10 protein-coding genes are annotated in these 12,990 nt (G+C 70.6%); 2 read left to right on the top strand and 8 right to left on the bottom strand.

The genetic code is table 11. The features are described 5' to 3' along the window. Positions 1–61: 61 nt before the first annotated feature. The gene (locus DVK05_RS09510) at positions 62–2,515 is read right to left on the bottom strand and encodes a DEAD/DEAH box helicase (protein ID WP_121563122.1); all 2,454 of its coding nucleotides are present in this window, start codon (positions 2,513–2,515) and stop codon (positions 62–64) included. Positions 2,516–2,851: 336 nt separating this feature from the next. Here DVK05_RS09510 and DVK05_RS09505 point away from each other — a divergent pair, with 336 nt between their 5' ends. Then, positions 2,852–3,292 carry a DUF5807 family protein gene (locus DVK05_RS09505; protein ID WP_121563121.1) on the top strand — a complete coding sequence of 147 codons (441 nt, stop codon included), beginning with the start codon at positions 2,852–2,854 and terminating at the stop codon, positions 3,290–3,292. A 35-nt stretch (positions 3,293–3,327) separates the two neighbouring features. On the opposite strand, the gene DVK05_RS09500 is transcribed toward DVK05_RS09505, so the two are convergent. The 3 genes from DVK05_RS09500 to DVK05_RS09490 form a co-directional block, all read right to left on the bottom strand. Then, entirely contained in the window at positions 3,328–4,980 is a 1,653-nt protein-coding gene (locus DVK05_RS09500; RefSeq protein ID WP_121563120.1) for a long-chain fatty acid--CoA ligase, read from the bottom strand. A gap of 423 nt (positions 4,981–5,403) precedes the next feature. After that, positions 5,404–6,702 (bottom strand): homoserine O-acetyltransferase, encoded by a 1,299-nt coding sequence (gene metX / locus DVK05_RS09495; protein ID WP_121563119.1) that lies wholly within the window; start codon positions 6,700–6,702, stop codon positions 5,404–5,406. Between the two features lies 1 nt (position 6,703). Continuing rightward, positions 6,704–8,005, bottom strand: a complete 1,302-nt coding sequence (locus DVK05_RS09490; RefSeq protein WP_121563118.1) for an O-acetylhomoserine aminocarboxypropyltransferase/cysteine synthase family protein — start codon at positions 8,003–8,005, stop codon at positions 6,704–6,706. A gap of 198 nt (positions 8,006–8,203) precedes the next feature. Here DVK05_RS09490 and DVK05_RS09485 point away from each other — a divergent pair, with 198 nt between their 5' ends. Further along, positions 8,204–9,622 carry a DHH family phosphoesterase gene (locus DVK05_RS09485; RefSeq protein ID WP_121563117.1) on the top strand — a complete coding sequence of 473 codons (1,419 nt, stop codon included), beginning with the start codon at positions 8,204–8,206 and terminating at the stop codon, positions 9,620–9,622. A gap of 43 nt (positions 9,623–9,665) precedes the next feature. Here DVK05_RS09485 and DVK05_RS09480 read toward each other — a convergent pair whose 3' ends face one another. From DVK05_RS09480 to DVK05_RS09465, 4 genes are all read right to left on the bottom strand, one after another. After that, a complete protein-coding gene (locus DVK05_RS09480) occupies positions 9,666–9,965 on the bottom strand; it encodes a hypothetical protein (protein WP_121563116.1) in 300 nt (99 codons plus the stop codon). Beyond that, complete coding sequence (locus DVK05_RS09475; protein WP_121563115.1) at positions 9,962–10,243, bottom strand: winged helix-turn-helix domain-containing protein; 282 nt, start codon at positions 10,241–10,243, stop codon at positions 9,962–9,964. Before DVK05_RS09475 ends, DVK05_RS09480 begins: the two co-directional genes overlap by 4 nt. 100 nt (positions 10,244–10,343) lie before the next feature. Continuing rightward, positions 10,344–11,882, bottom strand: coding sequence for a molybdopterin-dependent oxidoreductase (locus tag DVK05_RS09470; protein ID WP_121563114.1), 1,539 nt, complete (start codon positions 11,880–11,882; stop codon positions 10,344–10,346). A gap of 416 nt (positions 11,883–12,298) precedes the next feature. After that, positions 12,299–12,862 carry a HalX domain-containing protein gene (locus DVK05_RS09465; RefSeq protein WP_121563113.1) on the bottom strand — a complete coding sequence of 188 codons (564 nt, stop codon included), beginning with the start codon at positions 12,860–12,862 and terminating at the stop codon, positions 12,299–12,301. Between the last annotated feature and the right edge of the window lie 128 nt (positions 12,863–12,990).

The following is a 12,990-nucleotide window of genomic DNA, read 5'->3' as shown; positions in this document are numbered from 1 at the left end:
GTATACTACCTCGTATACAATATCCTTTCGCCGCTGTTGTCGTTCGTCCCCTCGATCAACGCTACTCGTACTCGCTGCCGACGACCTCGCGGATGCGCTCCGCGGTCACCTGCCCGACGCCGTCGACCTCCAAGAGGTCTTCCTCGCGCGCGGTCATCACGGCCTCGACGGTGCCGAAGTGCTCCAGGAGCGACCGGGCGGTGACGGGGCCGATGTCGGCGATGGAGGAGACGACGTACTCCTGCTGTTCCGCGCGGGTCTTCGTCGTCTTCTCGCCGTGGACGCTCACCTCGCGGTCGCGCGTCTCCTGCTCGCGCCTGGCGATGGTGGCGAGCAGCTCGGTGGTGTCCGCCTCGTCTTCGGTGCGGAGCACGCTCACGTCGAAGTCGACCGCGAGCGACGCGAGCGCGCCGCGGATCGCGTTGGGGTCGATGTCGCGCTGGCCGTAGAGGTTCGTCCCCTCGACGACCATCACGGGGCGGGCGTACGCCCGCGAGAGCTCGCCCACCTGCTCGAACATCGAGCGGTCGGCGTCGAGCATGGAGTCGACGAAGTCGGCCGCGGACTTGCGCTCGACGGCGACGCGGTCCGAGAGGACGTAGTCGCCGACCGCGAGCGTCTCCAGCCGGGTGACGAGCCCGTCGCGCGTCGAGAGGTCCTTCGCGATGGAGGAGTCGAGCTCGCGCTGGTCGACGACGACCTCGACGCCGTCCTCTACCCCGGCGGTCGCGACGACGCCGTCGTCGTCCGAACCGTCGTCCGCGGCCGCGTCGTCCTCGCTCTCCTCGCTCTCGCCCTCTCCGTCGTCTCCTTCTCCTCGCGCGTCGGCCGCGAAGTCGGTGAGGCCGGCGTCGCCGCCCTCGTCCGCGTCGGTCTCCCCCTCGCCGCTGGCGTCCTCGGTCGCCTCCGCGTCTCCGCCGGACTCGTTCGCGAACGCGTCGAGGCCGGCCTGTCCGTCGTCGCCGACGGAGTCCTCGATGTCGTCGGTCGCCGCTTTCAGCTCCGCGAGCTGGCTGGCCATCTCCTTCTCGCGGCGGCGCGAGATCCAGAAGAACGCCTCGTCGCGGGTGTCCTCGGCCATCAGGACGACGACCTTCCCCTCGGCCTGCCGGCCGGTCCGGCCCTTGCGCTGGATCGACCGGATCGCGGTCGGGACCGGCTCGTAGAAGCAGACGAGGTCGACCTCGGGCACGTCGAGCCCCTCCTCCGCGACGCTCGTGGAGACGAGCACCTCGAACTCGCCGGCCTTGAACTCGTCGAGCGTCTCCTGCTGCTCCTTCTGGGTCATCCCGTCGGAGCCGTCCTTGTCGCCCTGCCCGACGAACTTCCGCACGTCGAAGCTCGCGGAGAGGAAGTCCACGAGCGCCTCCGCGGTGTCGCGCGACTCGGTGAACAGGATGGCGCGCTCGCCGCCGTCGATCCCGAGCGTCTCGGCGAGCAGGATCCGGGCCTTCGAGAACTTCGGGTGGAGCCCGTCGAACGACTCCGCCTTCCGCATCGCCTCGCGCACTTTCGGGTCCGCGACCATCCGCTGGCTCGCCTTCGAGGCGCCCGAGGAGCGCGCGGCCTCGCGCTGGCGCTCGAAGTAGCGCCGGACGGACTCGACCGACTGCGTCTCGACCAGCTCGGTCGCGCGCCGGAGCTTCATCACCTCGGCGTGGGTGCTCATGCCCTTGTAGCCGTCCGACTGGTCGTTGTCCATCATCTGCTTCAGCTGCCCCCGCATCTTGTTGAGGTCCTTCTGCGAGAGGTCGGGGTTCGTCGTGTTCGTCACGCCCAGTTGCTTCAGCTTCTCCAACCGGTCCGTGATCACCTCGTTGAGCGCGTCGCGGATCGCGAGGACCTCGTCCGGGAGGGTGACCTGCTCCCACTGGACGTCGGTGTCGTGCGTGTACTCGTCGACGTCCGCGTCCTCCTCGGTCATCACCTCGACGTTGCCGAGCCCGAGGTTCTCACAGACCGTCTCGATCTCCTCGGTGTCGCCGCCCGGGGACGCGGACATGCCGGTGACGAGCGGGTCGGCCGCGTCGGCGTGGTAACGCTCCGCGATGTAGACGTACGCGTAGTCGCCGGTCGCGCGGTGGCACTCGTCGAAGGTGAGGTGCGTCACGTCCCGCAAGGAGATCCGGTTGCCGACGAGGTCGTTCTCGACGACCTGTGGGGTCGCGATCACGACCCGCGCGTCGTCCCACAGCGCGGCGCGGTCGGCGGGCTTCACGTCGCCGGTGAACACGACGATCTCGTCGTCCGGGATCCGCAGCGCCTCGCGGTAGAAGTCGGCGTGCTGCTGGACGAGCGGCTTGGTTGGCGCCAGGAAGAGCGCCTTCCCGCCCGCCTCGCGGAGGCGCTCGGCGGTGACGAGCAGGCTGACCGTCGTCTTGCCGAGGCCGGTCGGGAGACAGACCAGCGTGTGTTCGTCGGCGGCGGCGTCCGCCAGCTGGAGCTGGTAGCGGCGGCGCTGTAAGAACCCGTCGACGAGCAGATCCCTGTCGATCCCGGCGGCCTCGGTCGCCATCGGCGGTGCTTCGCCGCCGTCGGCCTAAAGCCTTCGCGAAGCGGGGTGAAAGTTATCCGTCGGCGGAGCGCTCCTCGCGGAGCTCTTCCGGAACGTCCTCGTCGACCAGCTGTGCCCACTCAGCGAGCCGGTCGCCGGATCGGGTTTGCGCACTCATCACGCGACGGATCTCCGTGATACGTCTTAACAGTTACCCCGATTCTGCATGATTTAGCACGGGTCCGGACGGATCCCGCCGGCCACCCGGTCGCGACGCGCGCCATTCCGGGCCGCGGAGTCCGTTCGCCGCTCGGGCCGACTCGCACGCCTTTTACCGCTCACGCGCCTCCGACCGCCATGAGCAACCTCGACGAGTTCCTCGCGGGCGAGCGGCTCGACGACGTGGTCTTCTACCTGAGCGACGAGTACCTCGACGACGACTCCCGGCTGCGCGAGGTCGGGACCGAGACCGACGGCGGCGTCCGGCTGATCCTCGACGGCGAGACCGGACGGTCGGCGTTCCAGGCCGGCACGGGCATGGGCGCGATGGAGTTCGCGAAGACGGCGATGGACGCCGACGGCGAGATCGCGCGCTCGCTCGACGACGGGGCGTGCCCGTTCGCGGACGACGCGGACGCCGACGACCACGAGATCCGGTTCGTCTTCGCGTTCGCGGAGGCGCAAAACGAGGAGGTCGGCGGCCTCTACGCCGAGGGCGACGTGGTCCACGCGTACGCCCACTGCACGTGCGGCGAGAGCTACTCGCACAAGTGGGTGATCGGCGACCGCGACGACTGAAACCGGAGCGAACGATCGCTGCGCGCGGCGGCGCGTTACTCCCCGTCGGGAGCGTCGTCTTCCGGAACGGCGCCCTCGACGAGCGACTGGTCGCCGTACTGCTCGCGCAGGTCCTTCTTCGAGAACTTCCCGGTGGCGGTCTTCGGTACCTCGTCGATGAACTCCACCGCGTCGGGCACCCACCACTTGGGGTAGTCGTCGCGGAGCCCGGACTCGATCCGCTCGACGAGGGCCTCGCGGTCGACGCCCTCGGCCACGACGACGAACGCCACGGGCCGCTCCTGCCAGCGCTCGTGGGGCACGCCGACGACGGCCGCCTCGCTGACGCCGTCGTACGCCATGATCGCGTTCTCCAACTCGACGCTCGATATCCACTCGCCGCCGGACTTGATCACGTCCTTCGTCCGGTCGACGAGCTGCATGTAGCCGTCCTCGTCGACGGTGACCACGTCGCCGGTCTTCAGCCAGCCGTCGACGAACTCCTCCTCGTTGGCCTCCGGGCGCTTGAAGTACTCCTTCGTGACCCACGGGCCGCGGATGCGGAGCTCGCCGAACTCCTCGCCGTCCCACGCGATCTCCTCGCCGTTCTCGTCGATGACCTCGAACTCTAAGCCGGGCACGACGAGCCCCTGCTTCGAGCGCTTGTTCACCTGCGTCTCGTAGTCGGCGTCGCGCAGGTCGTCGGTGAGGTGCGAGACGGTGCCGATCGGCGACAGCTCCGTCATGCCCCACGCGTGGAGCACCTCCACGCCGCGGTCGTCGTACCACTCGATGAGCGCCTGCGGCGCGGCCGCGCCGCCGACGATCACGGTGTCGAGCGTCGAGAGGTCCACCTCGTTGCCCCCCTCGATGTACTCGCGCAGGCCGAGCCACACGGTCGGCACGCCCGCGGAGATGGTGACGCCCTCCTCCTCGATCAGCGCCGCGAGGTCGGCCGGGTCCGGCGACGGCCCGGGGTAGACGTGCTTCGCGCCCGCGGCGGCCGCGGTGAACGGCATCCCCCACGCGTTGACGTGGAACATGGGGACGACCGGCATCACCACGTCCGAGTCCTCCATCGGGATCCCCTGCGGCGTCTGTGAGGCCATCGTGTGGCTCCACAGCATCGACTGGGTGTACTCGACGCCCTTCGGCTTCCCCGTCGTGCCGGAGGTGTAACAGAGGCCGGCGGGCTGGTCGCCGTCGAGATCGGGCCAGTCGTACTCCGTCGAGTGGTCCGCGATGAACTCCTCGTAGGCGGGCGCGTCGAGCGCGTCGATCCCCTCGGAGCCCATGGCGACGAAGTCGACGCCCTCGAACTCCTCGGCGCCCTCCGCGGCGCCCGCGATCTTCTCGGCCAGCGACGGGTCGACGAAGATTATCTCGTCGTCGGCGTCGTCGACGATGTACTGAATGTGCTCGTCGGGCAGCAGCGGGTTGATCGTGTGGAGCTGCGCGCCCGTGTTCGGCACGCCGAAGTACGTCTCGAAGTGCCGGGTGTGGTTCCAGCAGAACGTCGCGACGCGGTCGCCGCGCTCGATCCCGTGGTCGTCCAAGGCGTTCGCCAGCTGTGCGGTCCGGTCGGCGTACTCGGCGTAGGTGTGCCGCGTCCGCCCCTCGTGGGTGCGCGAGACGATTTCCGTGTCGGGGTACAGTCGTTCCGCGCGCCACATGAACGGTCGCAGGGTCTGAGCGTGTCCGCCTGGCATACCTCACACACCACGCGGTCGGGAACTATGAACGTTATCATGATTGATCGTGATTGTAGGACGTGGGCGACCCCGACGCCGATCGGTGCGACGTAGCTGCCGCCACGGAGAACACCGCCGAAGTTTCAGTTACACGACAATACGCAGCTGCCACCATGGAGGAACTCGCCGAAGCCCCAGTCGCGAGGCGGGCGCACGCTCGCCGCGCTCCTCGGTCGCTCACTCCGTTCGCTCCCTGCGGTGCTCGCGTCCCCTGCGCCCGCCTCGCGACTGCCCCTTCGAGTCCCGCCCCGCAGGCAACCGCGCCTCACGCCTCCCCAGCCTCGTCGCTCGCTTCGCTCGCGACTCCCTCGCGCGTGCGACTCGCGCCCTGTCGGGCGCTCGTCGGCACGCGCCACCGCACACGTTCCACGAAAAAAGAGACTATCCTCGGAACAGGCTCGCGTGGACTGGCGCGTGGTCGGAGTCGGGCCGCGGGTCGTCGCCGTCGTCGCCGCCGTCGTCGGAGACGGCGCGGCCGTCGACGCCGTCCGCGAGGAAGTCCCGGACCGGCGGACCGACGTGTTCGGGCTCGACGAGGAAGGCGTCGTGGCCATGGTCGGAGTCGACGACGTGGTGCGCGACCGGCACGCCCGTCTCGCGGAAGGCGTCGGCGAGGGAGGCGGACTGCTCGACGGTGAAGTGCCAGTCGGCGGTGAAGCTCATCAGCAGGGCCTCGCCCTCGAACGCGGCGAGCGCGTCGGCGTCGGTACCGTGGCCGGCGGCGAGGTCGTACTCGTCCATCGCGCGCGTGAGGTAGAGGTAGCTGTTCGCGTCGAAGCGGTCGCCGAACCCCTCCGCCTGGTAGTCGAGGTACGACTCCACCTCGCGGTACGGGAAGAAGCCGGCCGTCGGCTCCGGCGGCAGCCCGAGGTCGCCGTCCTCGCGCGTCAAGGAGTCGCGGCCCGCCGACCGGCGCCCGAACTTCCGCTCCATCGACGCCTTCGAGAGGTACATGACGTGCCCGATCTGTCGGGCGATGGCGAGCCCCTCGGTCGGGTCCGGCCGGTCGTCGCCGTAGTAGTCGCCGCCGTTCCAGTCGTCGTCGGCGCGGATCGCGCGGCGCGCGACCGCGTCGAGCGCGAGGCACTGCGCGTCGAGCCGCCCCGCGGTCGCGATGGCGACCACGCGGTCGACGTCGTCCGGGTACCGCTTCGCCCACTCTAAGGCGTTCATCCCGCCGACGCTGCCGCCGACGACCGCGCGCAGCCGCCCCACGCCGAGGCGGTCGAGGAGGCGGCGCTGCGCGCGCGCCCAGTCCTCGACCTGGACCGGCGGGAACGCGGTCCCCCAACGGTCGTGGTCGGGCTCCTCGCGGAGGTCGAGGTCCGCGGGCCGCTCGCTGGCGGGCCCCGTCGTCCCGTAACAGGAGCCGGGGACGTTCGCGCAGACGACGTAGTACTCCGTCGTGTCGATCGCCTTCCCCGGCCCGACGACGTCGTCCCACCACGCCCGGGCCTGCCCGGCCTGCCCGGCGCCGGTCGTCTCCGCGTCCCGCTCCGGCTCCGGCGAGCGCGCGACGTTCTGGCTCCCGGTGAGCGCGTGACAGATCAGCACGACGTTGTCGCCGTCGAACTCGCCGTGGGTCTCGTAGGCCACCTCGAGGTCGGGGACCGACTGGCCGCACTCGAAGGTGAACTCGCCGAGCTCGGCGACCCCGTGGTCCGTCGGGACGGCGCTCATCTCAGCTCCCCTCCTCGGCGCCGACCGCGTGCTCGCCCGCCGCGAGCCCCGCGTCGAGGTCGGCGATCACGTCCTCGGGGTCCTCGATACCGACCGAGAGCCGGAGCATCTCCGGGTAGACGCCCGCGTCCCGCTGTTGGTCTTCGTCCATCTGCGCGTGCGTCGTGGAGGCCGGGTGGATGACGAGCGTCTTCGCGTCGCCGATGTTCGCGAGGAAGCTCGTCAGCTCGACCGACTCGCAGAACGTCTTGGCGGCCTCGTAGCCGCCGTCGACGCCGAAGGTGACCATCCCGCCGAAGCCGTCGAGGTACTCGGCGGCGTTCCCGTGGCTCTCGTGGTCCTCGAAGCCGGGGTAGCTCACCCAGTCGACCCGGTCGTCGTCGCGGAGGTACTCGGCGACCTCCCGCGCGTTCTCGCAGTGTCGCTCCATCCGCAGCGGGAGCGTGTTGAGCCCCTGGATCGTCTGCCACGCGTCGAAGGGGGACTGCTGACCGCCGGTCGGGCGGACGCCGCGCTGGCGGACGACGTTGCCGAACGCGGCGTCGCCGAACTGCTCGACGAAGTCGATCGGGTACGCGGGCGACTGCCCGTCCAGTTCGTCGTAGTCGGCGTCGGGGTGGCCCCACGGGAACTGTCCGCCGTCGACGACGACGCCGCCGACCGTGGTGCCGTTGCCGGTGATCCACTTCGTCGTCGACTCCCAGACGATGTCCGCGCCGTGTTCGAACGGCCGGCAGCAGTACGGCGTCGCGAACGTGTTGTCGACGACGAGCGGCACCGCGTGCTCGTGGGCGATCTCGGCGAGCCGCTCGAAGTCGGGCGTGACGAGCGAGGGGTTCGCGATCGTCTCGACGTGGACGAACGCGGTGTCGTCGTCGACCGCGTCCGCGTACGCCTCGTAGTCGAGCGTGTCGACGAGCCGCGTCTCGATGCCGCGGCGGTCCGCGATGCTGGTGAGGTACGCCGCGGTCCCGCCGTACATTTCGGAGCTGGCCACGACGTTGTCGCCCGCGCTCGCGAGGACGGTCGTGATCGCGTCGAACGCGGCCATCCCCGAGCCCGTCGCGACCGCGTCCGACCCGCCGGAGAGGTCGGCGATCCGGTCTTCCAAGGCGTTCACCGTCGGATTCGAGAGCCGGGAGTAGATGTGACCTTCCGCCCGGAGCGCGTACATCTCCGCCGCCGTGTCCGCGTCGTCGAAGACGTACGACGTGGTCTGGTGGATCGGCGTGGCGCGGGCGCCGGTGGCCGGGTCGGGCTCGGCGCCGGCGTGGAGACTCCGGGTGGAAAACCCACGTGTCATGTTTGTTGCTCATACGTCTACGCACTTCTATAACCGTCAGTTACGGCAATTGATGCCCCTTCGCCGGTGACGCCGGGCGTCGCCGGGACCGGGGCCACGCCGCGCCGGGCTCGCGCAGGCCCCGCGTCGAGCCGCGCCGGGCCGCGCTGGCCCCGTCGAAGCGTGCGTTTATGGCCGGTCGGGCGCCAACCGGTGGTAATGGCAGTCGCCGCCCCAGTCCCCGACCTCGCCGACCGCGCGACCGACTGCGCCGACCGACTGCGCGAGGCCGGCCGGGTGCTGCTCGCGTCGCACATCGACGCCGACGGGATCACGAGCGCCGCGGTCGCCTCGACCGCGCTCGCTCGGGCCGGGATCGACCACGAGGTCGTCTTCGAGAAGCAGCTGGACGCCGACGCGATCGCCGGCATCGCCGCCCGCGAGTTCGATGTGGTGCTTTTCACCGACTTCGGCTCCGGCCAGCTCGACGTGATCGCCGACCACGAGGAGCGCGGCGACTTCGTCCCCGTCATCGCCGACCACCACCAGCCGGCCGACCGCGACACGCGCTACCACCTCAACCCCCTGTTGGAAGGGATCGACGGCGCGAGCGAGCTCTCCGGCGCCGGCGCGAGCTACGTCCTCGCCCGCGCGCTGGAGGGGCCGGACGGCGACAACCGCGACCTCGCCGCGCTCGCGGTCGTCGGCGCGGTCGGCGACATGCAGGACTCCGACGGCGGACTCGTCGGCGCCAACGAGTCGATCGTCGCCGACGGCGTCGACGCCGGCGTCCTGGAGGCCCAGACCGACCTCGACCTGTACGGCAGACAGACCCGCCCGCTCCCCAAGTTCCTAGAGTACGCCTCGGACGTGAAGATCCCGGGGGTCTCGAACGACGAGGCGGGCGCGATCGCCTTCCTCACCGACCTCGACGTCGACGTGAAACGCGACGGCGAGTGGCGGCGCTGGGTCGACCTCGACGGCGGGGAGCGCCGGACCCTCGCGTCGGCGCTGATGCGCCGCGCGGTCGCCTCGGGCGTCCCGTCCGACCGGATCGAGGCGCTCGTCGGCACCGCCTACACGCTGGTCGACGAGGAGCCCGGCACCGAGCTGCGCGACGTCAGCGAGTTCTCGACCCTGCTCAACGCCACCGCGCGCTACGAGCGCGGCGACGTGGGGCTCGCGGTGTGTCTCGGCGACCGCGGCGACGCGCTCGCGGAGGCGCGCCGCCTGCTGCGCACGCACCGACAGAACCTCTCCGAGGGGCTCCAGTGGGTCAAAAACGAGGGCGTCACCCACGAGGAGCACCTCCAGTGGTTCGACGCCGGCTCCCGCATCCGCGAGACCATCGTCGGCATCGTCGCCGGGATGGCGGTCGGCTCCCCCGCGGTCGACCGCTCGAAGCCGGTGATCGCCTTCGCCGAGGAGAGCGCCGAGGAGCTGAAGGTGTCCTCGCGCGGCTCGCACGCGCTCGTCAGACGCGGGCTCGACCTGTCCGCGGTGATGCGCGAGGCGAGCCAGGCCGTCGGCGGCGACGGCGGGGGCCACGACGTGGCCGCGGGCGCAACGATCCCGACCGACGAGCGCGACGCGTTCCTCGCCGAGGCGGACCGGATCGTCGGCGAGCAGCTCTCCTGAGCCTGTCCGGTCGCCGCGCCGCCCGCGGCGACCCGCTCGGCCGTCACTTCAGCGTGGCGTAGGTCAGGAGCGCGACGGCGAGCAGTTCGAGCACGCTCATCCCGAGCACGACCCGCCCCACCAGCGGGTCCATCGCGTACAGCGTCCGCATGCTGCTGAAGAAGAAGCCGATGGAGATCAGGTTCTCGGCGAGCAGGACGGCGCAAAAGCCCAACAGCCCGAGGAGGAGCGTCGACCCGAACTCCCGGTAGTTGCGGAGCCACACGGCGGCCAGCACCGCCAGCAGCGCGCTGTTGACGCCCGCGATCAGGACGGCGAGCCCGGTCGGCGTCACCGGGTTCATTCGGCGTCCACCTCCGCGGTGATCTCCTCGAACGCGTCCGCGTGACGCTCGAAGCGGTCGGTCAGGAAGTAGAGCTTGCCGTAGTCGTGGTCGCTCGGTTCGACGACGTCGTGGTCTCGGAGCATGTCGAGGTGGTGGGTGATGGTGTTGTAGTCGACGTCCAGTCGCTCCGCCAGCTCGTTCGCGTTCCGGGGGCGGTCGCGGAGTTCCCGGACGATCCGGACCCTGTTGGCGCCACCGCGGCTCGCGACGAACAGGTACCACAGGGCCTTCTCCATTTGGCGTACTGGTGTGGTGAGCAGGCGATGAAAGTCGTTTCGACCCGCGCGGTCGCTCCAGGGATCGGCTCGGCCCCGGGACGGTCCCGGGACGGCCGTGTCAGCCGACGGTCCGACGGACCCACCCGGAGGCGCCGCTCGGGACGGACCCGGACTCCTCCCGCGTCTGGAGGACCCCCTCGCCGTCGGTCGCGCGGACGACGACCTCGTGCTCCCCGTCCGCCTCGAAGACGTGTCGCCACTGGCGCCACACGTCGGCGTCCGGCAGCGGCTCGGAGAGCTCGGCGTCGGTCCACGTGTCGCCGCCGTCGGTCGAGACCTCGACGCGCTCGATACCGGCCGTTCCGGCGTAGGCGTGCCCGGCGAGCTCGATCCGGCCGTCGCCGAGCTCCGTGATCCCCTCGTCCCAGAGCTTGGCGACCGTCTTCACCTCGCCGGTCCCCTCCCAGCCGCGCTCCTCCCAGTAGCCGTCCTCCTCGACATTCAGGAGTTCGATCTCCGAGAGCCACTTCACGTTCGTCTCACCCCAGTGCCCCGGGATCAGCACTCGGACGGGGTGCCCGTGGCTGGTCGGCAGCTCCTTGCCGTTCATCCCCCACGCGAGGAACCCCTCCGCGAGGACGTCGACCGGGAACTGGACGTAGTACCCGTCCTCGCCGCGCAGCATGGCGCAGTTACACTCGCCCTGCGGGTCGACCGACTCCAGCAGCGGTCGGATCGGGGTCCCCGTCCAGACGGCGTTGTCCAGCTTGCGCCCGTTCAGGTCCTCGCCGACGCACCGCAGCGTTATCGCGCGGTGTTCGACCGGGCGGTCGGTCAGCTCGTCGAAGTCGACCGTCCGCTCGCTCCCGGTCTCGCCGGTGAACGTCAGCGACCACTCGTCGGCGGTGACCTCGGGGTCGAACTCCGCGATGTCGACGTTGTAGAACTCGCCGATCCGACTCACCATCCCGCCGAGGGCGTCGCTCTCGACCGCCAGCGACGCCGATTCGACCTCCTGAAGCCGCGCGGCCGCGCCCTCCGACCGCGGGGCGTCGGGGAGCGGCCCGTCGCCCGGCGCGAGCGACCGCCGCCCCACCGCGCTCGCGGCGGCGAACCCGAGGGCCCCCGTGACGGCTCCGAGCGTCCGGCGGCGCACCGCGTCGACGACCGCCGGCGCGTCCCGCGCGCCGGTGGCATCGCCGTCGGACGGCGTGGCGTCGCCCCCGGACGGCGCGGCCGACTCCGGCAGCCAGCCGACCCCGACGACCGCCGCCGCGGGGATCGCGGCGCCGAGCGCGCCGAGCGAGATGCCTGTCAGAGTGGCGGCGAGCAGCCAGGATCCGCCTCCCGCGACCGCGGCGCCGACCCCTCGGCTATCGGTGCGCGTGGCGAGTTTGAGGCCGGCGAACGCGACCGCGCCGAACAGGCCGACGACGGTCGCGACGGCCATGGCGATGTGGATCAGGTGCCCCGCGTCGCCGAAGGTCTCGATCGAGAAGGTCACGATCGGTCCCGGGGTCAGGTTGACGATGGTCTGGTCGACCGGCCTGACCACGAACGCGGGCGTCCACCCCGTGGCGAGGTACGAGCCCGCGACCGCGGCCGCGCCGGCCGCCGCCGCGAGCAGCGCGTCTCGCTGTTCGGTAACGTCGATCATACGCTACCTCGGGGTCGCGGTCACTTGAACCACGCCCTCAACGGCCGGTGTGCCCGCGGACACTGCCGGTGGCGCGCCGCGACCGGACGCCGCGGCCGGATCTCTCGCGTCTCGTTGCGTCATGTCTCCGACGAGGGCGACGGCGGGGATATAGATTTTTCAACGACCGGACAACATCCGTTCGGAGTCCGGCTCGGATTCGTTCAAACTTCGTTCGGTATCCCGCCGCTGTCGGCGGGTTCGGGAAGACGCTCTCGGTCGGAGGGCGATAGACGTGTTCTGTCGGAGCGCGATAACGTTCGGCTCGCGCGCGAGCGGCGAAGGAAACGCTGTCGCGTTCGGCGGCGCGTCGGGAGAATCGAGCGAGCGGTGAACCGCGGGTCGGTCCCGCCGCGAGAACGTCGGGCGGCGTCGCGTCAGGCCTCGCCGAGGTCGCGGAACATCGCGCGGTAGTCGTCGGTCGACAGCGACTCGCCGAGGTCGTCGATGTCGGCGTCCAACTCCTCCAGCCGGTCGACGAGTTCGGCGTACGCCTCGTTCCCCTCGCGCTGCGCGGCCGGCTTCTGCGAGCTCAACACGGCGCGCTTGCTGGCGAGCGCGGCGGCCTCCTGGACGAGGTCGTCGTACTCGCTGCGGGTCAGGAGGGTGTCGATGGCCGCGAGCAGCTTCGTGCGGCTCACCGGCTTGGTGAGGTACAGGTCGAACCCCATGTCGATGATGTCGAAGTCGGGCTCGACCGCGGTCACCATCGCCACGCGGCAGTCGTACTCCTCCTCGCGGATGTGTCCCAAGACGTCGTCGCCGCTCCCGTCAGGGAGGCGGCGGTCGAGGAGCACCACGTCGACGGCGGCGTCGACGCGGTCGACCGCCTCGGCGGCCGTCTCGGCGACGTCGACGTCGTACCGCTCCTCTAAGAAGCCGGCGTACAGCGCCGCGATGTCAGGCTCGTCCTCCACGACGAGTATCGACGGATCGGTCACCGTCGATCACCGCCGGGAGCGACCGGACACGCTTCACCGGGCATACACGAACGGGCGGCGTGTCGAGAGATAAAACTGTCGCCGTCCGTTCGCCCGATGTACCGAACCGTCTTTTATATACTCCGGCC

The organism is Halorubrum sp. Atlit-8R, assembly GCF_003666025.1.
GTDB classification, from domain to species: Archaea; Halobacteriota; Halobacteria; order Halobacteriales; family Haloferacaceae; genus Halorubrum; species Halorubrum salinarum.
This window is presented reverse-complemented; position numbering and strand designations above follow the sequence as displayed.

What these genes read in the sequence shown, in the direction of transcription:
- DVK05_RS09510 (WP_121563122.1), bottom strand. Translation starts at nt 2,515, where the DNA reads ATGGCGACCGAGGCCGCCGGGATCGACAGGGATCTGCTCGTCGACGGG.
- DVK05_RS09505 (WP_121563121.1), top strand. Translation starts at nt 2,852, where the DNA reads ATGAGCAACCTCGACGAGTTCCTCGCGGGCGAGCGGCTCGACGACGTG.
- DVK05_RS09500 (WP_121563120.1), bottom strand. Translation starts at nt 4,980, where the DNA reads ATGCCAGGCGGACACGCTCAGACCCTGCGACCGTTCATGTGGCGCGCG.
- metX (WP_121563119.1), bottom strand. Translation starts at nt 6,702, where the DNA reads ATGAGCGCCGTCCCGACGGACCACGGGGTCGCCGAGCTCGGCGAGTTC.
- DVK05_RS09490 (WP_121563118.1), bottom strand. Translation starts at nt 8,005, where the DNA reads ATGACACGTGGGTTTTCCACCCGGAGTCTCCACGCCGGCGCCGAGCCC.
- DVK05_RS09485 (WP_121563117.1), top strand. Translation starts at nt 8,204, where the DNA reads ATGGCAGTCGCCGCCCCAGTCCCCGACCTCGCCGACCGCGCGACCGAC.
- DVK05_RS09480 (WP_121563116.1), bottom strand. Translation starts at nt 9,965, where the DNA reads ATGAACCCGGTGACGCCGACCGGGCTCGCCGTCCTGATCGCGGGCGTC.
- DVK05_RS09475 (WP_121563115.1), bottom strand. Translation starts at nt 10,243, where the DNA reads ATGGAGAAGGCCCTGTGGTACCTGTTCGTCGCGAGCCGCGGTGGCGCC.
- DVK05_RS09470 (WP_121563114.1), bottom strand. Translation starts at nt 11,882, where the DNA reads ATGATCGACGTTACCGAACAGCGAGACGCGCTGCTCGCGGCGGCGGCC.